Annotated in this window: 16 protein-coding genes; 11 read left to right on the top strand and 5 right to left on the bottom strand. The window is 31.7% G+C overall.

Annotated elements, in window-relative coordinates:
- The first annotated feature begins 17 nt into the window (after positions 1–17).
- Genes KK2020170_RS08905 through KK2020170_RS08895 form a run of 3 tightly spaced genes read left to right on the top strand, consistent with a single transcriptional unit; the run spans position 18 to position 2923 of the window.
- Complete coding sequence (locus KK2020170_RS08905) at positions 18–605, top strand: acyl carrier protein phosphodiesterase (protein ID WP_221257985.1); 588 nt, start codon at positions 18–20, stop codon at positions 603–605.
- 48 nt (positions 606–653) lie between these two features.
- Positions 654–2471, top strand: coding sequence for a chloride channel protein (locus KK2020170_RS08900; RefSeq protein ID WP_221257984.1), 1818 nt, complete (start codon positions 654–656; stop codon positions 2469–2471).
- An 11-nt stretch (positions 2472–2482) separates the two neighbouring features.
- A complete protein-coding gene (locus KK2020170_RS08895) occupies positions 2483–2923 on the top strand; it encodes an acyl-CoA thioesterase (protein ID WP_255567303.1) in 441 nt (146 codons plus the stop codon).
- Between the two features lie 3 nt (positions 2924–2926).
- Here KK2020170_RS08895 and KK2020170_RS08890 read toward each other — a convergent pair whose 3' ends face one another.
- A complete protein-coding gene (locus KK2020170_RS08890; protein WP_221257983.1) occupies positions 2927–4024 on the bottom strand; it encodes a helix-turn-helix domain-containing protein in 1098 nt (365 codons plus the stop codon).
- Between the two features lie 146 nt (positions 4025–4170).
- On the opposite strand from KK2020170_RS08890, the gene KK2020170_RS08885 reads away from it, so the two are divergent.
- Together KK2020170_RS08885 and KK2020170_RS08880 are read left to right on the top strand one after the other, a co-directional pair.
- Entirely contained in the window at positions 4171–5388 is a 1218-nt protein-coding gene (locus KK2020170_RS08885; protein WP_221257982.1) for a choice-of-anchor L domain-containing protein, read from the top strand.
- 10 nt (positions 5389–5398) lie between these two features.
- Positions 5399–5899 carry a hypothetical protein gene (locus KK2020170_RS08880; RefSeq protein WP_221257981.1) on the top strand — a complete coding sequence of 167 codons (501 nt, stop codon included), beginning with the start codon at positions 5399–5401 and terminating at the stop codon, positions 5897–5899.
- 144 nt (positions 5900–6043) lie between these two features.
- Here the strand turns inward: KK2020170_RS08880 and KK2020170_RS08875 are convergent, their stop codons facing one another.
- Positions 6044–6781, bottom strand: coding sequence for a hypothetical protein (locus KK2020170_RS08875; RefSeq protein WP_221257980.1), 738 nt, complete (start codon positions 6779–6781; stop codon positions 6044–6046).
- Between the two features lie 149 nt (positions 6782–6930).
- On the opposite strand from KK2020170_RS08875, the gene uvrA reads away from it, so the two are divergent.
- The 3 genes from uvrA (at position 6931) to KK2020170_RS08860 (ending at position 11079) form a co-directional block, all read left to right on the top strand.
- A complete protein-coding gene (uvrA, locus tag KK2020170_RS08870) occupies positions 6931–9762 on the top strand; it encodes an excinuclease ABC subunit UvrA (RefSeq protein WP_221257979.1) in 2832 nt (943 codons plus the stop codon).
- A 4-nt stretch (positions 9763–9766) separates the two neighbouring features.
- Positions 9767–10219 (top strand): hypothetical protein, encoded by a 453-nt coding sequence (locus tag KK2020170_RS08865; protein ID WP_221257978.1) that lies wholly within the window; start codon positions 9767–9769, stop codon positions 10217–10219.
- Between the two features lie 134 nt (positions 10220–10353).
- Positions 10354–11079: an LOG family protein gene (locus tag KK2020170_RS08860; protein ID WP_221257977.1), complete on the top strand. Its 726-nt coding sequence runs from the start codon at positions 10354–10356 to the stop codon at positions 11077–11079.
- 49 nt (positions 11080–11128) lie between these two features.
- On the opposite strand, the gene KK2020170_RS08855 is transcribed toward KK2020170_RS08860, so the two are convergent.
- Positions 11129–13099: a T9SS type A sorting domain-containing protein gene (locus KK2020170_RS08855; RefSeq protein WP_221257976.1), complete on the bottom strand. Its 1971-nt coding sequence runs from the start codon at positions 13097–13099 to the stop codon at positions 11129–11131.
- 172 nt (positions 13100–13271) lie between these two features.
- Between KK2020170_RS08855 and KK2020170_RS08850 the strand changes: the two genes are divergently transcribed.
- The 3 genes from KK2020170_RS08850 (at position 13272) to KK2020170_RS08840 (ending at position 19735) form a co-directional block, all read left to right on the top strand.
- Positions 13272–16079, top strand: coding sequence for a gluzincin family metallopeptidase (locus KK2020170_RS08850; RefSeq protein WP_255567302.1), 2808 nt, complete (start codon positions 13272–13274; stop codon positions 16077–16079).
- A gap of 176 nt (positions 16080–16255) precedes the next feature.
- Positions 16256–18661, top strand: coding sequence for an alpha-ketoacid dehydrogenase subunit alpha/beta (locus KK2020170_RS08845; protein WP_221257975.1), 2406 nt, complete (start codon positions 16256–16258; stop codon positions 18659–18661).
- Positions 18662–18853: 192 nt separating this feature from the next.
- Positions 18854–19735 carry a YwqG family protein gene (locus KK2020170_RS08840; protein ID WP_221257973.1) on the top strand — a complete coding sequence of 294 codons (882 nt, stop codon included), beginning with the start codon at positions 18854–18856 and terminating at the stop codon, positions 19733–19735.
- Between the two features lie 102 nt (positions 19736–19837).
- On the opposite strand, the gene KK2020170_RS08835 is transcribed toward KK2020170_RS08840, so the two are convergent.
- A complete protein-coding gene (locus tag KK2020170_RS08835) occupies positions 19838–20959 on the bottom strand; it encodes a cysteine desulfurase family protein (protein WP_221257972.1) in 1122 nt (373 codons plus the stop codon).
- Positions 20960–22741 (bottom strand): MFS transporter, encoded by a 1782-nt coding sequence (locus KK2020170_RS08830; RefSeq protein WP_221257971.1) that lies wholly within the window; start codon positions 22739–22741, stop codon positions 20960–20962.
- Between the last annotated feature and the right edge of the window lie 62 nt (positions 22742–22803).

Genomic DNA, 22803 nt, shown 5'->3' with positions numbered 1-22803 from the left:
TTATAATTTCATTAAGAATGAACTTCCTTGCCCACATCTTTTTATCTGGAGAAAACGACATAATTAAAGTCAGTAACTTCATGGCTGATAGTGTTAAGGGTAACGATTATTTGGATTATGAAGGTGATTTTCAAAAAGGCATTTTATTGCATCGGGCAATTGATTCATTTACCGATGCTAACGAAACTTATCGATTAAGCAAACATCGCTTGCATGAAAATTACGGACATTATTCTGGCGTGATTATGGATGTTTTGTACGATTATTTTTTAGCTAAAAATTGGGACAAATTTTCTAATATTCCTTTACATAATTTTGTAGATAATTTTTACAGAAAATTAATGGACAACTTTGAGTTTCTTCCAGAAAAAACTAAAAGAATGGTTCCTTATTTAATTGAACAAAATTGGTTAGAAACTTACCAAACTATTGAAGGAATTGAGCGAATTTTATGGCAAATGAGTCATCGTATCAAGTTTAGATACGATTTAAGCAAAGCTGTAAATGAGTTAAGATTGTATTATGCAGACTTTGAATCGGAATTTTTTACCTTTATGGATGAAGTTCAATTAATGTGTAAAGAAAAACTAAAAGAACTTGGGTAAGTATTCTGTAAGATTTATCTTTGCTCGTAATTCGTTTCAATAACTACAATGCCAGAAACAAAAGGAAAGAAATTTACTCGATTCATTACTAAAGCTTTCAGACGTTTAGAACGTCTTTTGTTTTTAGTAAAGTCTTTAATTTCTCCTAGACAATTCATTTATCTTTCTTGTGTTTTAGTCGGAATTTCTTCTGCTTTAGCGGTAATTGTTTTAAAAACGTTTGCCCATTGGGTTTATAAATTTGCTCAATACATTGATGGCTTTTTACATTTACCTTATTCAAATTCGGCTTTTCCAATAATTGGAATTTTACTTACTATTTTTATTGTAAAAAAGGTTCTCGATGGGGAACTTCACAAAGGAACCGCTCAAATTATGAATGCCGTTGCGCGTAAAAACGGAATTCTTCCTCGTAAGCAAATGTATTCCCAAATCATTACAAGTTCCTTTACTGTAGGTATGGGGGGAAGTGCTGGATTAGAGTCGCCAATTACAATTACTGGAGCGGCTTTTGGAAGTAATTTTGCTCAAAATTATCGCTTAAGCTATAAAGACAGAACTTTATTGTTAGCCTGTGGTGTCGCTGCCGGAATCGCTGCAGCGTTTAACGCTCCAATTGCTGGAGTTTTGTTTGCCATTGAAGTTGTTTTAGTAGAAATTAGTATTACAGCTTTTATTCCCATTATGATTAGTGCTGCAACGGGCGCATTGGTTTCGGCAATTGTTTTAAATGAAGATATTTTACTAAATTTCAAACAAGGTGAAGTTTTTGATTATCATAACATTCCATATTACATACTTCTAGGAATTCTTTCGGGCTTCGTTTCAATTAATTATGCAAGAACATTCAGAAGTATTGAAAAATGGTTTCATAAACGCAAAAGTTCTTATAAAAAAGGATTATTTGGTGCCTTTTTACTTGCCGTTTTAATTTTCTTCTTCCCTACACTTTTTGGTGAAGGTTACGAAAGTATCAAAATATTAGCCAACAATAATCCAGAACGAATTTTAGAAAATACTCTTCTAAGCGGTTTTAAAGATAACCGATGGGTTTTACTTGTTTTCGTTGGAATTACAATGCTCGCTAAAGTATATGCAACTGGCTTAACCTTAGGTTCTGGCGGAAATGGTGGAAACTTTGCCCCTTCCTTATTTGTTGGGTCGTATTTAGGTTTTGTTTTTGCTAAATTTTTAAACCTTGTTGGAATCGACCGTGATATTTCAGTAAGTAATTTTACCTTAGTAGGAATGGCAGGAATATTGAGTGGATTGTTTCATGCACCTTTAACTTCCATATTCCTTATTGCAGAAATTACGGGTGGTTATAACCTTATGGTTCCGCTAATGATTGTTTCCTCTATTTCATTTGCTATTACCAAACGTTTTGAATCACATGCTTTTGATATTAAAGATTTAGCCGATAAAGGTGAAGTTTTTACAGACAATCGCGATAAAAACATGCTAAATAGCATTGAAGTTTCTAAATTGATCACTACAGATATTAAAAGCATACGTGAATCGAATAGCTTAGAGGAATTAATTGAAGTTTTAAAAACCACAAGCCAAATTTTAATTCCGGTTTTAGATGAGAATCAACAACTTATTGGTATTATTCGCTTAAATGAAATTCGCCCTATCATATTATCGCCATTTCAAGTGAAACACACTTCAGTTAAAGAAATCATTCGTCCACCAAAAGAAATTATTTTGTATGATGAAACCGCTGATACGATGATGGATAAATTTGAAAACAGCCAAACAACATTGCTTCCTGTATTAAAAGAAGGAAAATTCCTTGGTTTTATCTCAAAGTATCACATATTAGAAGAATACCGAAAGAAATTAATTTCGATGACAATCGAATAATACACACAACTATGCAAAATATAAACACAAACGTCTTCAAATTTTCAATGCCTTTAAGCATCCGTTGGAATGATTTGGATCCTTTAAATCATGTGAATAATGTTTATTATTTTGAATATTTTCAAATGGGTCGCGGTTATTATATGCCAACTGCTTGCCCAAAATGGGATTGGACGAAACACATGTTTGTGATTGCTCATATTGAATGTGATTATTTTAAAGAATTAAAACTTACATCCAACAAACCAACGATTAAAATTAGAACGTCTGAATTAGGTTCAAAAAGCTTTGAGATTGAATATTTAATTACAAGTTTAGATAAAGAAAACAACGAAGTGATTCACGCAAAAGGAAAAAGCGTACAAGTTTTAATTGATACAACCATTGGGAAGTCGATTGAAATTCCTGATTGGTTACGTGAAGCGATTGTAAGTTACGAACCGGCTTTGTAAAATCTAAGCGTTTTTCTTTTTAAATTCAGAAGGTGTCATGCCTACTAAATTTTTAAATGCATTATTGAAAGACGATTTCGATTTAAAACCTACTTCTTCACTTATAGCTTCAATAGTAAATTGATTGAATTTTTCGTCTAATAATATTGCTTTTGCTTTTTCAATTCTGTAGGAATTTATAAAAGTCGCAAAGTTTGTTTTTAAATCTTGATTTAAAACATTTGACAAATAACTACTATTAATTTTGATATCTTTAGCTACATCATGAATTGTCAAATCATTAATTAAATATGATTGACTGGATTCAATACTATTCTTCAACTTCTCAATAATTTCAAATCTTTTCTCTTCAGAAAGTGGTCCGTTGGTATCTTTTTTACCATCATCTTCATCTAAAATTTCATTTAATAATTGCAATTCAACAGGATTTTGATTTAATCGCTGAGAATACAAATAAAAACTCACCATTAAAAAAGGAATATACACTACAAAAGGTGATGCATTTGGGTTTAAAAGAAAAAAACAAAATACAAAAGCTAAATATCCTATTACAAAGAATGTCATCCATTTAAATTGAATTCCAGTTGCATAAGAATATTCATCTTTAATCTTAGAACTATTTTGTTTAAAAACAATAAAAGCATTTACTAAGTAATAAATATTCAATAAAACAAAGGTGAATTTAAGTGAAAAAAAGTTAGCATAATCTAGCTTTTTGACTATTTCAGGTGTCAAATCTCCCTCAATAAATGGTAATAAATTAAAAAACAAAGACTGTATTGGAATAAAAAAATGCACAAAATATTCCTTTCCAATACGCTCATTTTTATTATAAACGAAACTTCTTACATATAAAAAAACCAATACTGGCAAACACAACATTATGGGATAAAAAAGTATTTCAACATAAGGAAAAACACTTTGTATAGATTCTAAAAAGGAACGTATAAAATTTAATGAAATTGCAAAAAGGGCAAAAGAGAAAAACAAGAAAAAAACACCCAATACACGTTTTGAAACACCAATTTTCTGCTTGGATATAAGTAAATACAATCCAATAACAAAAGATACAACAATTGGGAAAAACAATGCAAACAACATAAAATCAATGATTTAAAATTTAAAATTGTACAGATTTCTAAAATCAATACATCTTTACACGTACATTAAATACACAAACCTACACTTAACTCTAAATTTACAATTAGATAAAAAAAGCAATGCTTCTAAATGTAAAATTTAGCCCTATGAAACAAATATACTTTATTTTAGTTTTACTTGTTTGTCAAAATTTACAATCCCAAATTACCATTAATAATACAGCTTATACTCCTACTCAACTCGTAGATGGTATCTTAGTTCCAACTGGAAGTGGTGTAACTGTTTCTAATGTTACTTTTAGTGGTGTAAGAGGCGTTTCCAGTCGCTATCAAGTAGGTTACTTTTCAACTGCGACTACAACATTAACTCAAATGGGTTTTTCAGATGGAGTAGTTTTATCAACTGGAAATACATCTGAAATACCTTTGTCATTGGGCACAAACCCTGGTTCAGTTGGGCAAATGAGTCGAAATTATGTATCCTGTACAACTGGAGAAGTACGTAAAGGAGGAACTTGTGGAGTTTCTATAAATGATTTAAATATTCTTTCGGGAGGATTTAACTATTACAATACCGCTATTTTAGAATTTGATTTTATACCTGATAATTCAGAAGTATCTTTTCGTTATATTTTTGGTTCAGAAGAATATTCTGACGATGGTGGATGGATTAATTACCAATGTTCTTCGTATAATGACAAATTCGGGTTTTTAATAAGCGGACCTGGAATTTCTGGAGGCGCTGGCTATACTAATGACGCTAGAAATATCGCACGTTTAGATAACGGCTCTGAAGTTTCTATTAATTCGGTGAATAGTGGTGTTGTAGGCTCAAATGGAGGCTCTCCAAATGCGAGCAGATGTTCGAGTGTAAATCCTGATTGGGTTCAAAATACACCTTCTCCTGAGTTCTTAGGAACAATAGACGGCACGCAATTAAATGGAAATACAACAATTTTAACAGCTCGACAAGGCGGTTTAACACCTGGAGTAACCTATCACATCAAACTAATTGTAATGGATGTAAGCGACGGAGCTTATGATAGTGTAGTCTATTTAGAAGCTAGTAGTTTTAAAAGTGATTGTAGCAAAAGTCCGAATACTTCTGGAACACCTAATGAATCAAAAGTAGGTATAGGTTCTTTCCAAACCATGCAAAACAATTGGTTAGAAAATGTAAATAATGGTGCACTCGTACTAGACTCTCAAAATAAAGGACTTGTAGTAACACGATTAACCACAACAGAAAGAGACTCTTTAAATGCAGTGGAAGGAATGCTTATTTACAACACCACAGTAAATTGTTTCCAATTGTATAATGGAACAATTTGGAACTGTATTCAAGAAACATGTGCTAACGATTAAAACCTTAATTATGAAAAAAATTATTTCGATTATAAGCCTTATTGCTCCTATTATCATTTTTTCACAAGTGAGTATTGGAAAAGCCTCAGTAGATGGTGATGGCATTTTAGATTTTGAAAATCCTGCTCGTGGTGGTATTATTTTACCAGCTGTAACAAGTTTACCAACTGGAAGCGCTGCAACAAATGGCACCATTATTTACGATTACAATGCAGGTGCTGTAAAAATTAGAGAAAACAATAGTTGGACCCAACTTACTCCTGAAACTGGAAACACTTCAAGCATTAATCTAAATACTTCTCCCGATACAGGAAATGGCGTTTTAATAGGCACAACAACTACTGCAGATGGCGTTTTAGTCTTAGAGTCACAAACGAAAGCCTTAATACTTCCCAAAATAGACCGACCGCATTTAAACCTAGTGAATCCGCATCCTGGAACAATGTGTTACGATACCTACAATCAAGCACTAGCCGTTTTTGATGGCTCAAAATGGTATTTTTTTAAGTAAATATACTTAACACAAAAGGAAAAGTATTCAAGTTTTAATTGATACAACCCTTGGAAAATCGATTGAAATTCCTAATTGGTTACGTGAAGCGATCGTGAATTACTAACCTGCCTTGAGTTTAAAAAAAATAGATTAATTTTTTTACTATTCATTAATTGTTGACTTGGTTATTTTATCTATTAAATTTATTTGATAATCTTTTATTAATCTTTTAATATTTTTTTCTTGCCATTTAGAACAATATGGTGAAATTTTTATTTCCTCTATCAAAGTTTCTAAATTAACATTAAATTCTAATACATCTTTACTTTTTTCAGTCTTTATTATATTATTATATCTTAAAAATTTTTCATTCATTATATTACTATCTTCAAAATCTTTTTCTTCAAAAAAAGATTCAAAATTGCTAACACGAAATCTAATTTCTGATTCATCTTTATACGCTGTATTTTTTGTAAAAATGGCAACATCAGGATTTTGTAATTCTTCATGATAAAATTCGTTTCTATAATCAACTATTTTACAACTATATCCAGAATGCCAAATCAAAGATTTTTTAAATTTACCAACCTTTGTTTTTATTGCAACACCTTGATTATTAGAATCTAAATAATTGTTCCAAAATAGGTTAGATTCGTCTTCTTTCATTGTCCAGCAACTAATATAAATTGAATTTCTATATACATTTAAATAATTTTGAGCTTTTTCAAATTCATTTTTACTTAAATTCTTTAAAGATTGTAAAATCCACTTCAATTCATTTTTATCTGATGCTATTGATGCCAAAGTAAATTTTATTGATTTTGAAATCAACAAATCAATAAATTTATCAAGACTTAAATATCTCCAAATTATTGTGTCATCTGATGGTTCTTTTAGCATAACTTTCTAAACAGTTAATTATCTTGTTTTATTTCAAATTTAAGAAACTCACATTGACTTATCAATTTTAGTTATCAACATTTAATTCTCTATAAGTCTGTTAGCATTTCTCTTTATAAAATTGTAATTTTGCGCTTTGCCAAAAAACTATGGACAACACACAAGAAACGATTGAAATTATTGGCGCTCGTGCGCATAACCTTAAAAACATAGACGTTACCATTCCGCGAGAGAAATTGGTGGTAATAACAGGGCTTTCGGGTTCTGGTAAATCATCTCTAGCTTTCGATACGATTTATGCCGAAGGTCAACGTCGTTACATTGAAACTTTTTCGGCTTATGCACGTCAGTTTTTGGGTGGTTTAGAACGTCCCGATGTAGATAAAATTGATGGTTTATCGCCTGTAATTGCAATCGAGCAAAAAACCACAAGTAAAAGTCCACGTTCTACGGTTGGTACGATTACCGAAATTTACGATTTCTTGCGTTTGTTGTATGCTCGTGCTGGTGAAGCGTATAGTTACAACACAGGCGAAAAAATGGTTTCGTATTCCGATGAGCAAATTAAAGAACTTATCGTAGATACATTCAACGGCAAAAGAATCAATATTTTAGCACCAGTTATTCGTTCGCGTAAAGGACATTATCGTGAATTATTTGAACAAATTGCGAAGCAAGGTTTTGTAAAAGTTCGTGTAGATGGTGAAATTCGTGATTTAGATTACGGCATGAAAGTCGACCGTTACAAAACACACGACATCGAAATTGTGATTGATCGCGTTGCAATAAAAACCGATGAAGATACCGACAAACGTTTAACCGAAAGTATCAAAACCGCAATGTATCATGGTGATGATATCATGATGGTAATTGAGCAAGAAAGTGGCGAAGTACGTTATTTCAGTCGAAATTTAATGTGTCCAAGTTCGGGTATCTCATATCCTAACCCAGAACCGAATAACTTTTCGTTCAACTCGCCAAAAGGTGCTTGTCCTACTTGTAACGGATTAGGAACAGTAAACGAAATCAATCTGAATAAAATTATTCCAAATCCGAAATTATCCATTAAAAATGGTGGTTTTGCGCCTTTGGGAGAATATAAAAACTCGTGGATTTTTAAGCAATTGGAAATTATTGCACAAAAATTCGATTTCAAACTAACCGATGCTATTGAGACCATTCCACAAGAGGCAATGGATATGATTTTAAATGGTGGAAATGAAAAATTTTCGGTGGTTTCAAAAGTTATGGGCATTACCAAAGATTATAAAATTGATTTTGAAGGTATTGCCAACTTTATCAAAAACCAATACGAACAAGCCGATTCGCAAAGTATTAAGCGTTGGGCAAAAGAGTTTATGGATGAAAACGATTGTTCCGATTGTAACGGAATGCGTTTGCGTAAAGAAGCGTTATATTTCAAAATAAACGATAAAAATATTGGCGAATTGGTACAAATGGATATCGCCGAACTAGCGGAATGGTTTGCTGATTTACCAAAACATTTAGATACCAAACAACAAGCGATTGCCACTGAAATCTTAAAGGAAATTACAGCGCGTTTACAGTTTTTATTAGATGTTGGTTTGAATTATTTGAATTTAAATAGAAGTTCAAAATCGCTTTCGGGTGGTGAAGCGCAGCGTATTCGTTTGGCTACGCAAATTGGTTCGCAACTAGTTGGTGTTTTGTATATTTTAGATGAGCCGAGTATTGGTTTACACCAACGTGATAACGAGCGTTTGATTAAATCGTTAGAAAGTCTGCGCGACATCGGAAATTCAGTTATTGTGGTAGAACACGACAAAGACATGATTGAACGTGCCGACCACGTGATTGATATTGGACCAAAAGCAGGTCGCTTTGGAGGGAAAATCATCAGTCAAGGTACTCCAAAAGAATTGTTGAAAGAAAATACGATTACGGCTCAATTTATGAGCGGCAAAATGAAGATAGAAGTTCCTAAAACACGTCGTGAAGGCAACGGAAAAGTATTGAAACTTTCAGGAGCAAGCGGAAACAATTTAAAAAATGTTTCAGTTGAATTTCCTTTAGGAAAACTGATATGTGTGACTGGCGTTTCGGGAAGTGGAAAATCGACCTTGATTAATGAAACCTTGTACCCTATTTTAAATACACATTTCTTTAATGCGGTTAAAAAGCCACAACCATACAAAAAAATTGAAGGTTTAGAACACATCGATAAAGTAATTGACATCGATCAAAGTCCGATTGGTAGAACGCCAAGAAGTAATCCAGCAACGTATACTGATGTTTTCTCGGAAATTAGAAGTTTATTCACCCAAACACCAGAAGCCCAAATTCGTGGTTACAAACCAGGTCGTTTTAGTTTTAACGTAAAAGGTGGACGTTGTGAAACCTGTGAAGGTTCTGGCGTTAGAACCATTGAAATGAGTTTCCTACCTGATGTTTATGTAGAATGTGAAACGTGTCAAGGGAAACGTTTTAACAGAGAAACTTTGGAAATTCGTTACAAAGGAAAATCAATTTCTGATGTATTAGCCATGACGGTTGATGAAGCGGTTGATTTCTTTGAGAACATTCCAAAAATCTACAGAAAAGTAAAAACCATTCAAGATGTTGGGTTGGGTTATATTACTTTGGGACAACAAAGTACGACACTTTCTGGTGGTGAAGCACAGCGTGTAAAATTGGCAACGGAACTTTCTAAGAAAGATACTGGAAATACGTTTTATATTTTAGACGAACCCACAACCGGATTGCATTTTGAAGACATTCGTGTGTTAATGGAAGTAATTAATAAATTGGTTAAGAAAGGAAATACCGTTTTAATTATCGAACATAATTTAGATGTTGTAAAATTAGCCGACCATATTATTGACATTGGTTACGAAGGCGGAAAAGGTGGCGGACAAGTAGTTGCAGTGGGAACTCCGGAAGAAGTAATAAAAAATAAAAAGAGTTATACAGCGCAGTTTTTGAAAAAAGAGTTAAATTAATAGAATGAAAAAATTAATTGTTTTTATTGTTTTACTTTCACTTCAATCTTGTTGGATTTGTCCTGAAAAACAAAGTATTGAGTTTAAAAATTCTACAAAATCAATTAAAGTTTTAAATGATAATTATTATATCAAATCAATTAAGATTGTTGAATTTATTCCGAAAGAAGGTTATATTGAACCAATCGATTCTAACTATGTAGAGTTTGTTCAAATTGGAGCAAGAGGAGCATCAGAACTATCTCTGTTTGATATTAGTGAAAATTATTTAAATAAGAGCAGCAAAATAAGTAATTTAAAATTATTTCTAAATAAGCAGAATTTAGCATACACTATTTATATTGAAAAATTTGAAAATAAAAAAAATGGAGATTTAGATATTGACCATATTTATTTTATAAGTGATGAAATGAAAAATGATATCAATATTTTTGAATCTAATCACCCTTGCCCATAACTTTTATTTGATAAAAAATTCTCATTTTTGAAAAAAGAATTATCTTAGCAACCTAATTACTTCACACAACAACACTGCTCAAAATTTATTGTTTAACTAACTATTTGTTATCCAACAAATTAATTTATTTTATTATGGCAGCAGATCAATACGAAAATGACGATCACAGAATCCAAGAAAAATTTAAACAAAAAACTTGGAACGAAATAAGAACAAACGACTCATGGGCAATTTTTAAAATCATGTCGGAATTCGTAAATGGTTACGAATCGATGGGAAGAATTGGTCCGTGTGTATCTATTTTTGGTTCAGCAAGAACAAAACCAGAAGACAAATATTATTTATTAGCTGAAAAGATTGCTTACAAAATCAGTAAAGCTGGTTATGGTGTAATCACTGGTGGTGGACCTGGAATTATGGAAGCAGGTAACAAAGGAGCGCACTATGGTGGCGGAACTTCAGTTGGTTTAAATATTGAGTTACCTTTTGAACAACATTTTAATCCGTATATCGACAGAGATAAAAACTTAAACTTCGATTACTTCTTCGTAAGAAAAGTAATGTTTGTTAAGTATTCTCAAGGATTTGTAGTTATGCCAGGTGGTTTTGGAACTTTAGACGAATTATTTGAAGCGATAACTTTAATTCAAACGAAGAAAATTGCAAAATTCCCTATTATTTTAGTAGGAAGTGAGTTTTGGGAAGGTTTAATGGATTGGGTAAAAGCAGTTTTATTAGATAAATTCCACAATATTAGCCCAGAAGATTTAAACTTGTTTAAAATTGTAGATAATGAAGACGAAGTTTTAGAGGCTTTAGACAACTTCTACAAGAAATACAATTTATCGCCAAACTTTTAATGGTTATATTCAAAATAAAAAAAGCCCTTCAGTTGAAGGGCTTTTTAATTTATCTTACAATAATTTTCTTAGTAATTTCTTTTGCTTGTTGTTTTACTTTTACAAAGTAAACGCCTGAGGCTAAATCTATATCCAAACGAATTTGATTTTCAAAATCTTTTGATACAACTTTTTGACCCGTTAAATTATAAATTTCAACTTTTGCAGTACCTTCTACTCCATCAATCATGACATAATCAGTTGTTGGGTTAGGATAAACTTTGATTGAATTTTCGGTAAAACTCTCATTAGAAAGTGAAAAAGACCAAGTATCGCCAAAGTTGGCTCCAAAAATATAATCAGCCAATAATGGATAATCAATAAATGGATTTCTATTCATTTGCCAGTCGTAAATAACATTATTTCTGTTCATTTCAAAATCATCAGCCGGATCTGAAGTATTCCAAGACAACAAAGTTGCTAAATCTCCCATTTGTCCTACTGTACTATCAACTGGATTTCCATTAACAACATCTAAACCATTGTATCGAACAGCCATAAAAAACAATGCTCTAGCCACATCTCCATGCCAACTTCCAGTATTACCTGTTGGACCATTATAATCTACTCCATAATCACGATTGCTTCTCGAATTGTTTTCATCACCATCAACCGCACGAATATGATGCGCATCTGAATGACCTGCAAGAATATCATTAGCATTTGAAGGTAACCAAACGTCTATTCCATCTGCAAACGACGAAGTGCCATCTGAAAATCCACCTCGCGATTGTGGCCAAATGTGTTCCCTTTGATAAAAACCAGAACCACTGCTTCCTACTTGTTGGTCGAGCTTCGATTTTACGCCTTCGGTATAAATTTGCCAAACTTGATTGTTATTTTCGGGATTTCTATCGGCATCTTTCAAAATATCCCATACATCTCCATAGCTTTGTGCTCGCACTCCATTATTTATAATATTTTGTAATTCTTGTTTTAATGCTACCCCAGAAAGCCCTTCTAATGTATCATAATATCCAGTTGGAATTTGAGGAGGACATAATCCGAAAGTTGGATTTAAAGGTGTACCCCAAGGATCAGTAGCAAAATTTATATCGTATACACGAATAATAAAATTATCATTATTTGCAACATAACCTGTAGGTAGCGTAGCAAATTGAAATAAAGCTTCTTCATCTCCTTCATCTGAACTGTCATCATAAAGTGTAATTGCTGTTTGGGTTGTTGTTTGACCTACAGGAATGGAAACTGTTAATCCTCCTGAAAAATCTCCAACTGAAAAATTTCCGTTTGTTAACGAAAAATTCATAATTAATGTTTCATTTTGAACAGGTTGACTAGTAGTAAAAACAATATTAAAACTATCTCCTTCAGTATATGAAGGTTGGGCTGTACTAACTGTTATATAATTTAACACAACTCCACTTCCATCATTATTAACTCCAGGCGTAGAATTTTTCACTTCATAGCTACCATCGTTTTTACGTTGAATTGATTGCGTATCTTTTAATCCATTTGCATTTTCATTCATAAATACACTTATTCCTAAACTTGTCATCAATGAAGTAGGTTGTGTCGTATTGTTTGAATATGCAATCGCATCTATTAAGTTAGGTAAGTCTATGGTTGCTGTATCAATTGGAAAATCAGTTGCATTTCCATTATAAATTGCAACAACTTCTGGTCCGTTTTGAATACCATTTGGAGGAATTGTTGCTGCAGGAGATGGAGATACAGCAGAATTACCGAAATGAATTATCCCGTTAATGTCTGTTACAAAGCCATCTAGATCAATCGTTCTATAAACCCAATCGTTTGCTCCATTATAAAAAACTAGAACATATCCATCTAAAGAATAATTGGGCAATGCTACTCCTCCAGCATCAAATGATTTTAATTCTATAAATTCTAAAGTGTCAGATCCTGGTGTATCAGCATCAATTTCATTAATAACAACTGTTTGAGAAAACAAAAAAGAGGTTAAAAATAAGGTTAAAAAAGTAAGTAATTTTTGGGTCATAATAATATAATTAGAATCAAATTTAAATAAATTTTATGTGATTTTATTCGCTAACATTCTGTTTTTCTCATTTTTATCGTTTATTGTAGCTAAATCATGACAATTAAGTTTAAATTAAGATTTTTTTACGCAACTTTTTCAGTATACTTGTAATCTTATTATAAAAAATCAGTTGAAAAAGTTTTTAGTATTTCTTTTTGCTTTAATATGTTGGAAAAGTATTTCACAACACAACCATACTATTGATGCTTTTGTAGATATAGATGCTAAAACTATAGAAATATTTCAGGAAATAGAATATTATAACAATTCACCTGATACACTTCAAAAAGTTATTCTTTACGATTGGAATAATGCTTTTTCATCTAAAAACTCAGCACTTGCAAAACGTTTTTCTGATGAATTTATAAGAGCTTTTCATCTTGCACAAGAAAAAGATAGAGGTTTTACTAAAATTACTAAATGCTATGATGAAAATAATATTGCTTTAGTTTATGATAGAAACCTGAAAGTAGACTTGATAGAACTAAAGCTAAATACTCCTATTTTACCAAACGAATCACAAAAAATTAATTTTAAATACACTTTAAAATTACCAAATGAAAGGTTTACTCGTTATGGTTTTACTAATGAAGATAAAATTTATTTAAGAGATTGGCTTATAACTCCTTGTAAATACATAAACAAAGGTTTTATAGCTTACAGTAATGAAAATTTAGATGATAAAACAAATATTCCATCAAATTATAACATTACTATCACCGTACCTAACAACTTTTATATTGCCGCAAGCCTTGAAATAGAAGATTTAACAAATAATACGTATAGATTAAATGGTAAAAACGCTATTGAAACAGATGTAATTATCTCAAAAAATAAAGAGTTTACAAATTTTAAAAACGAGTTTATTGAAGTATCAACAAGTCAAGATCCAAAAAGACTTGAGGAATATCAACAAGCAATTGTTATCGACAAAATAACTCGATTTATTAATGAAAAATTAGGTAAAAGCTTAACAACAAAAATAATTGTATCTCAAGAAGATTATGATAAACAACCTTTTTATGGATTAAATCAACTTCCTGCATTTTTAAATCCATATCCAAATGAGTTTATGTATGAAATGAAATTCTTAAAAACTTATTTGAATAATTATTTAAAAGCTAATTTACAATTGAATCCTAGAACTGAAAATTGGGTATACGATGGTATTCAAGTATTTGTTATGATGCAATATATAGATACTTTCTATCCTGATATGAAAATGGCTGGAAATATTGCACACTGGAAACTACTAAAATCGTACAATATAATAAACCTAGACTTTAATCAACAATATAACTACTTGTACATGCTAATGGCTAGAAAAAATCTAGACCAAGAAGTAGGTGCTCCAAAAAATAGTTTGGTAAAGTTTAACGAAAAAATTGCTGGAAAATATCGATCTGGTTTAAATTTTAAATTTTTAGACAGTTATTTAGGTAATGATATAGTCGAAAAATCAATTCAAGAATTCATTACTTTAAATAGCGAATGTACTTCAAGCAAATATGAACTTGAATACATTTTGAAAAAAAATACTCAAAAAGATATTGATTGGTTTTTTACAACTTTAGTCAATTCAAGGGATTTGATAGATTTCAAATTTGGAAAAGTAAACAAAACTCAAGATTCTATCTCTTTTACCATAAAAAACAAAACCAAAACTAATGTTCCTATTTCGTTTTATGAATTAAAGAATGATAGCATAGTTTATCAAAAATGGTTTGAAAACATTAAAACTGATACAACTATTGTTGTTCCTAGAAACAATGCTGATAAAATTACCCTTAATTATTTCAACGAAATTCCCGAATACAACCTGAGAAACAATTGGAAATCACTTAAAGGATTCTTTTTTAACAATCGTCCTTTAAAGTTTAATTTTTTTAGAGATTTAGAAGAGCCTTACTACAATCAGATTTTCTATGTTCCTGAATTTGAGTACAATTTATATGATGGTTTAGCAGTTGGCGTAAATGTAAATAATAAATCTTTATTAAATAAGCCTTTTGAATTTAGTGCTACTCCTTTCTTTTCCCCTAATACACAATCTTTAGTTGGAAAAGCTTCATTTGTTTTTACACAAAACGTAAGAGATGTTGGCGAATTATATAGAATTAGATATATAGCTAGCGGAAATCAATTTCATTATGCGCCAGATTCAAAATACACAAAACTAACTCCAGTAGTTCAATTTTTCTTTAGAGATAAAGATTTGAGAGTAAATAAAAGTGAATTTGTTCAATTAAAACAATTATATATAAACAGAGAAAAAACAGATTTAGTTCAATTGGATCAAAATACTGAAAACTATAATGTTTTTGATGCAAAATATGGGAATTTTCAATCTGAAGGCACTAAACATTACAGCCTGTTAACCAATTTACAAGTAGCAAATTCATTTGGAAAATTTTCAACTGAAATACATTACAGAAAACTGTTTGAGGATAATCGACAAATTACTTTCCGTCTTTTTGCAGGAACATTCATCTATAGAAGTACTAATTCTGATTTTTTTAGTTTTGGATTAGATAGACCTAGTGATTATATGTTTGAACAAAATTTACTAGGAAGAAGTGAGTCTACTGGTATATATAGTCAACAATATGTGTATGCAGAAGGTGGCTTTAAATCAATTTTTGAAAACCGATTTGCTAATCAATGGATGGTTACTACAAACACTGCTTTCAATGTTTGGAATTGGATACAAGTCTATGGCGACTTAGGGATGTTTAAAAATAATTACTCTAAAACACAATTTGTTTACGGTACCGGAGTTCACTTAAATTTAGTTCCTGATTATTTTGAATTGTTTTTCCCAGTGTATTCCTCAAATGGATTTGAATTAGAAGACCCAAATTATGGTCAAAGAATTCGTTTTGTAGTTACACTTTCTCCTAAAACCCTGATCTCCTTATTTACTAGACGATGGTTTTAATATTTTTTTATCTGTTTTATTGATAATTTATCACAAAAAACCTATTTAATGTGCTTAAAAATAAATATTCTTCAATTATTTTGTTGAATTATTAATAATTTTCAATCTAAATTTACTTTAATAGTTGTAATTTATTCTTGGTTTGATTACATTTGTAACAATTCAATTCTTTTATTATGAGTAAAGCGATGGAAAAAGAGGTTTTATCTTTTGAAGACTTTAAAAAAGAAGTAATCAACGATTACAAAATTGCGGTAGTAAGTCGCGAATGTAGTTTACTTGGACGTAGAGAAGTTCTTACTGGTAAAGCTAAATTCGGGATTTTTGGTGATGGTAAAGAAGTTCCGCAATTAGCTATGGCCAAAGCTTTTCAAAATGGTGACTTCCGTTCAGGTTATTACCGTGATCAAACCTTTATGATGGCCATTGGTGCTATGAACATCGAGCAGTTTTTTGCTGGTTTATACGGTCATACTGATTTGAATTTTGATCCAATGAGTGCTGGTCGTCAAATGGGCGGACACTTTGCTACGCATAGTTTAGATGAAAACGGGAATTGGAAAAATCTAACACAACAAAAAAACTCGAGTGCTGATATCTCTCCTACTGCTGGGCAAATGCCTCGTTTGTTAGGATTAGCGCAAGCTTCAAAAATATTTAGAAACGTAAAAGGTTTAGAAACTTTTACGAACTTTTCAAATAAAGGAAACGAAGTTGCATGGGGAACTATTGGTAATGCATCCACTTCTGAAGGTTTATTCTTTGAAACCATTAATGCTGCTGGAGTTTTACAAGTGCCAATGGTAATGAGCGTTTGGGATGACGAATACGGAATTTCGGTTCACGCGCGTCATCAAACAACGAAAGAAAATATTTCAGAAATCTTAAAAGGTTTCCAACGTGATGAAGATACTAACGGATACGAAATTCTTCGTGTTAAAGGTTGGGATTATCCTGCTTTGGTTGAAACCTATCAAAAAGCATCAAATATTGCTCGAAATGAGCATATTCCAGTTTTAATTCACGTTCAAGAATTAACACAACCTCAAGGACATTCTACTTCTGGAAGTCATGAACGTTATAAAAGTAAAGAGCGTTTAGAATGGGAAACTGAATTTGACTGTGTGGCAAAAATGAAAGAATGGATGATTGCCAACAATATCGCAACCGAAGAAGAACTAAACGAAATTGACTCAACTACAAAAAAAGAAGTTTTAGAAGGCAAAAAAGCCGCTTGGACAGCATTTACTGCTCCAATTAAAGCCGAACAACAAGAACTAGTTGGTTTATTAAATTCAATTGCTGCTGGAAGTCCGAATAAAGTATTTATTGAAAAACATGCGAACGATTTAGCTTCAATTAAAGAGCCAATTCGCAAAGACATTATAACAACTGCTCGTAAAGTTTTACGTTTAATTGTTCAAGAAAGCGGAAAAGGGCAATTAGCGAGTTGGATTGAAGGTTATTTTGCTAAAATTCAACCAAAATTCAGTTCGCACTTATTCTCAGAATCAAACAAAAGCGTTACTTCAATTGAAGAAGTGAAGCCACAATATGATACTACAGCTGAAGATGTTGATGCACGTTTGGTAATTCGTGACAATTTCGATGCTATTTTCTCTAAATATCCAGAAGCTTTAATTTTTGGTGAAGATTCTGGAAACATTGGTGACGTTAACCAAGGTTTAGAAGGCATGCAAGAAAAATACGGTGAATTACGTGTGGCTGATGCTGGAATTCGTGAAGCTACGATACTTGGTCAAGGTATTGGAATGGCAATGCGTGGTTTACGTCCAATTGCAGAAATTCAATATTTAGATTATTTGTTGTACGCTATCCAAATTATGAGTGACGATTTAGCTACGTTACAATATAGAACGCTAGGAAGACAAAAAGCCCCTTTAATTATTCGTACACGCGGACATCGTTTAGAGGGAATTTGGCATTCTGGTTCTCCAATGGGAATGATTATTAATGCTATTCGTGGTATTCACGTTTTAGTTCCAAGAAATATGACTAAAGCCGCTGGTTTCTATAATACATTATTAGAAGCTGACGAACCTGCATTAATTGTAGAATGTTTGAACGGTTACCGATTAAAAGAAAAAATGCCAACGAATTTAGGTGAATTTAAAACACCTATTGGCGTGGTTGAAACAATAAAAGAAGGAACTGATATTACGTTAGTTTCTTACGGTTCTACGTTACGTTTAGTAGAACAAGCTGCTAATGAGTTAGAATCTTTTGGAATTAGTGCAGAAGTGATTGATATTCAATCGCTTTTACCTTTTGATATTAATCATGATATCGTGAAAAGTGTTGCGAAAACCAATCGTTTATTAGTGATTGACGAGGACGTTCCTGGTGGAGCAAGTGCATATATTTTACAAGAAATTGTAGAAAATCAAAAAGCATATAAACATCTAGATAGCGAACCGCAAACGTTGGCATCTAAAGCACACCGACCAGCGTATGGAACTGATGGTGATTACTTCTCAAAACCAAGCGTAGAAGACATTTTTGAAAAGGTTTATGCCATTATGCACGAAGTGAATCCAACAAAATATCCAAGTTTATATTAATACTTAAAATCCCGATTTTAATCGGGATTTTTTTATAGATAGGCAAGATTTTTCTTTATTTTTAAAGAAAGATATAACTGACATTTGTAAGACTTATACACACAAATAAAGTTGCTATATATGATTTTGTTATACATACAAACATGTTAATGGAAATATTACACGAAAATTTTGCAAAAAAAACACAAATCTATGAATTGGAATTTCTTAGGAGATAAAAACTTAAATGAAAAAGTTAAGAAGCAACTAAAAAAATTAGATTGGGTAGTTGACTTTAATATAGTTTTAGGATTGCTTAAACCTACTATTTCAATAAAAACAAAAGCAACTAAAGAGAAAATCAAAATTGGAAAATCAAAATTTGGCGGATTACCAGATTTACCTTTAGGGACTGAATGGCCCATTTTAAATGGCTTTCCTTTTGCATTCATTGGTCAAATTAATTTAGAAGAAATAAAGTTTGATGTTGAAAATAAATTACCGGAAAAAGGAATTTTATATTTCTTCTTCTCAACAAATCAAACTGATTATCAATCTGAGCCATTCAATAAAATCCATAAAGTTTTATATTTCAATGAAAACATTGATGATTTGAAAACTCAAGATTACCCAATAAATTATAATGATTTAGCCAAATTCAAGGAATGTAAAATTGAATTTAATGAACATTACTCACTCCCATCTTATCAAAACTATCAAATTCTTGAAAACGGTTTTAGTGATGAAGATGAAAATCTACTTTTTGAAGCAAACGAATTGATTTGTGAAATGACTGGTGCTAATCAAGACATTGGTCATCAAATACTAGGTAATGCAAATGCAGTTCAAGGTGACGTAAGTTATTGGTGGGCTAACCAAAACTATAATCTTGAAAATGAAATTGACGAAAAAAAGAAAACTGAAATTCGAAAAAACGAAAAGGAAATCATTCTCCTACTTCAAGTTGACATGTTAGATGAAAACCCTGAATTTAGTAAGTTTGGAGCAAGTGGCGGAATATATTTTGGAATAAAGAAGCAAGATTTAGAAAATAAAAACTTTGAAAACACAAAGTTTGTAATTCAGAATTCCTAATAAATACTGCCACTAACGGCGGTATAAGTAATGGGTAGTCAATAATATCCCGAAAATTTTTTACCAATTTGCACTTTGTACTCGTTTTTCCTAATTTTCTAACTAAACCCCTTTCAAAGTTTCAACCAAACAATCAATTTCTTCTTTCGTATTGTAATGGCTAAACGAAATACGAAGATTTGGTTTTTGCTGGTCTTCTAAAGGTAAAAACGCTGCCAAAACATGCGAAGGCTTAACGCTTCCACTCTGGCAAGCACTTCCACGAGAAACCGCAATTCCTTTCATGTCAACCATAAATAATAACATAGACGCTTTTTGTTCGTCTAAAGGCAAAACCACATTAATAAGGTTGTAAAAAGTGGTTGCACCAATGATTTTAACATCCGGAAAGATTTCTTTCAATTTAGAAACGCAATATTCTTTTAATGCTATAATGTGTTTTCTATCAGCATCTAAATCTTGGTACGCTAATTCTAATGCTTTTGTCATTCCCACAATTTGATGCACACCTTCAGTTCCTGCACGCAATCCTTTTTCTTGTTCGCCACCAAAAATCATCGGTTGAATAACATTATTTTTTCGAATATAAGCAAAACCAACACCTTTTGGTCCGTGAAACTTATGCGCACTAGCAACAATGAAATCAACAGGTAAAGTTGCTAAATCAAATTCCGTTTTTCCAATCGATTGCACGGTATCACAATGAAATAAAGCATTGTTTTCTTTACACAAATACCCTACTCGCTCAATATCTAAAATTTCACCCGATTCGTTATTGACATGAATTAACGAAACTAACGTTGGAATTTTTTCTTGTAGTAAGATGGATAATTTTTCTATATCAAGGTTTCCTTCTTTAAGAACAGGAACATACGCAATTTCAATTCCGAAGTCTTTTTTTAAATGCTCAACGGTATGCAAAGTTGCGTGATGTTCAATTTTAGAAGTAATAATGCGTTTAATTCCTAAATCTTTAACAGCACTGTGTAAAATAAGGTTGGTTCCTTCGGTTGCGCTTCCCGTAAATATAATTTCAGAAGCCTGCGCATTTAAAAGCTTTGCAATCGACTTTCTCGATTGTTCTAATAAAGTCTTTGCCGAACGGCCAAAACTGTGCGTAGAAGACGGATTTCCATAGAAATCGCGCATTACGTTTGTCATTTCTACAATAACTTCTTCACGTAAAGGCGTAGTTGCCGCGTTATCTAAATATATTTTTTGCATTTAGTGTGAACCTTCTACTTCAATAGTATCTACATTAATTCCTTGTTTTTTCAAAATCCCTTTTACTAAAACAGCAAACAAAGTTAAGTAAACAAAACAAATTACTGCAACTATGTACGATTGATGAATTCCGATAATATCGGCTAACTTACCTTGAATCGGCGGAATAATTCCGCCACCTAAAATCATCATTATTAAAAATGCTGATCCTTGTGAAGTGTATTTTCCTAAACCTAAAATGGACAAACTAAAAATAGATGGCCACATAATACTACACGCTAATCCTCCTGATAAAAAGGCATAAATAGCAACAGTGCCAGTTGAAAACAAGCCGACTACCATGGCTAAAATTCCGAATAAACCGAAAATGATTAATGTTCTGGCCGGTTTATCTTTAGTTAAAAAGAACGCTACAATTTGTAAAATAACACAAACAATGTAGTAATACAAAGGTTTCATATCTTTTCCAGAAACTACATTTATTCCTATAATAATTCCAAAAGCTATAAGTGGCACAATAACCAAAGCTATTTTTTTATTTATATCATTTAAATTAAAAACACTTATTGCTCCTGCCCATCTACCAATCATTAAACTTCCCCAATACATGGAAATATAAGGAGCAATTTCAGATGATTGCAATCCACCAAAACTATTCATTTTAAGCAATTCGCCTAAATTACTGCCTATTGCAACTTCCACTCCTACGTATGTAAAAATTGCCAACATCCCTAAAACCAATTGCGGATATTGCATTGCACCCCAACCTTCTGAATTTTTATTAGCTGAAAAATAAGAAAACAATATTCCAACTATTACCACAAGTAATGCTCCGATTAACCATTTAAATCTGAAATTGTCCAGATTGGTTTTAATCATTTCTATTTCATTAATCTTGTCGATATTTTGTTTTTTATAAGCTGCAATTTCATCTCCAGTCATTTTTTTTAATCGATTTATATTTTCATTAGACTTTGACCATGCTAAATCGTATTCTAATGTTTGAATCTTTTTAATTTCCTCACCTCTATAACTATTAAAAACAGGAGTAAACATAAAACCTAAAAGTAAAGTCATAACTACCAATGTTTTCAGAGCTTTATTAGCTTTTTCCATTGGTTCTTTTGAAATTCCATTAGGAACTTTTTTTGAGAAGTAAAACAATGCTGCAGCTGCCAAAAAAAGTAAACCCACTCCAGAATAAAGCAAAATTACTTTACTTAATTCTAAATTTTTTATTTGTTCATCCGTAATAGAAGCTGTTGACCCAAACAATGCAAAACCAACTAATATTGGACCTATCATAGTTCCAAATGAATTGATCCCACCTCCAAGATTAACTCGGCTTGCACCTGTTTTAGGATCTCCTAATAAAATTGCGAATGGATTTGCAGCTGTCTGTTGCAATGAAAAACCTAAAGCAACTATAAAAAGTCCAGCCAACATCCCAACATATAAATTCGCCTCAACTGCTAATATCATTGCTCCAGCTCCTAAAGCAGAAAATAACAACCCATAAACTATACTTCTTTTATATCCCCAAGCACCTACAATATCAGACTTTCTTAAGGTTCCAAATACAAATAATAATAATGCTCCTATATAATATGCCGTATAGAAGGCAAAATCAATTAATTGAGATTGAAATTGATCTAAACTAAAATAGTTTTTACAAAAAGGAATAAAAACACTGTTTCCAGCTGCGATAAATCCCCAAAAGAAAAAAACAGTAATTAAAGTATATAAAGCAGGATAGTTAGTTTGATTGGTTTGTGCATTCATTTTTTAATGATTTTAAAAAAGTACTTAGTAATGCGAAGTAACAAACATTTTAGCTAACTTAA

Origin of the sequence: Flavobacterium okayamense (assembly GCF_019702945.1) — a bacterium.
GTDB classification, from domain to species: Bacteria; Bacteroidota; Bacteroidia; order Flavobacteriales; family Flavobacteriaceae; genus Flavobacterium; species Flavobacterium okayamense.
This window is presented reverse-complemented; position numbering and strand designations above follow the sequence as displayed.

What these genes read in the sequence shown, in the direction of transcription:
- KK2020170_RS08905 (WP_221257985.1), top strand. Translation starts at nt 18, where the DNA reads ATGAACTTCCTTGCCCACATCTTTTTATCTGGAGAAAACGACATAATT.
- KK2020170_RS08900 (WP_221257984.1), top strand. Translation starts at nt 654, where the DNA reads ATGCCAGAAACAAAAGGAAAGAAATTTACTCGATTCATTACTAAAGCT.
- KK2020170_RS08895 (WP_255567303.1), top strand. Translation starts at nt 2,483, where the DNA reads ATGCAAAATATAAACACAAACGTCTTCAAATTTTCAATGCCTTTAAGC.
- KK2020170_RS08890 (WP_221257983.1), bottom strand. Translation starts at nt 4,024, where the DNA reads ATGTTGTTTGCATTGTTTTTCCCAATTGTTGTATCTTTTGTTATTGGA.
- KK2020170_RS08885 (WP_221257982.1), top strand. Translation starts at nt 4,171, where the DNA reads ATGAAACAAATATACTTTATTTTAGTTTTACTTGTTTGTCAAAATTTA.
- KK2020170_RS08880 (WP_221257981.1), top strand. Translation starts at nt 5,399, where the DNA reads ATGAAAAAAATTATTTCGATTATAAGCCTTATTGCTCCTATTATCATT.
- KK2020170_RS08875 (WP_221257980.1), bottom strand. Translation starts at nt 6,781, where the DNA reads ATGCTAAAAGAACCATCAGATGACACAATAATTTGGAGATATTTAAGT.
- uvrA (WP_221257979.1), top strand. Translation starts at nt 6,931, where the DNA reads ATGGACAACACACAAGAAACGATTGAAATTATTGGCGCTCGTGCGCAT.
- KK2020170_RS08865 (WP_221257978.1), top strand. Translation starts at nt 9,767, where the DNA reads ATGAAAAAATTAATTGTTTTTATTGTTTTACTTTCACTTCAATCTTGT.
- KK2020170_RS08860 (WP_221257977.1), top strand. Translation starts at nt 10,354, where the DNA reads ATGGCAGCAGATCAATACGAAAATGACGATCACAGAATCCAAGAAAAA.
- KK2020170_RS08855 (WP_221257976.1), bottom strand. Translation starts at nt 13,099, where the DNA reads ATGACCCAAAAATTACTTACTTTTTTAACCTTATTTTTAACCTCTTTT.
- KK2020170_RS08845 (WP_221257975.1), top strand. Translation starts at nt 16,256, where the DNA reads ATGAGTAAAGCGATGGAAAAAGAGGTTTTATCTTTTGAAGACTTTAAA.
- KK2020170_RS08840 (WP_221257973.1), top strand. Translation starts at nt 18,854, where the DNA reads ATGAATTGGAATTTCTTAGGAGATAAAAACTTAAATGAAAAAGTTAAG.
- KK2020170_RS08835 (WP_221257972.1), bottom strand. Translation starts at nt 20,959, where the DNA reads ATGCAAAAAATATATTTAGATAACGCGGCAACTACGCCTTTACGTGAA.
- KK2020170_RS08830 (WP_221257971.1), bottom strand. Translation starts at nt 22,741, where the DNA reads ATGAATGCACAAACCAATCAAACTAACTATCCTGCTTTATATACTTTA.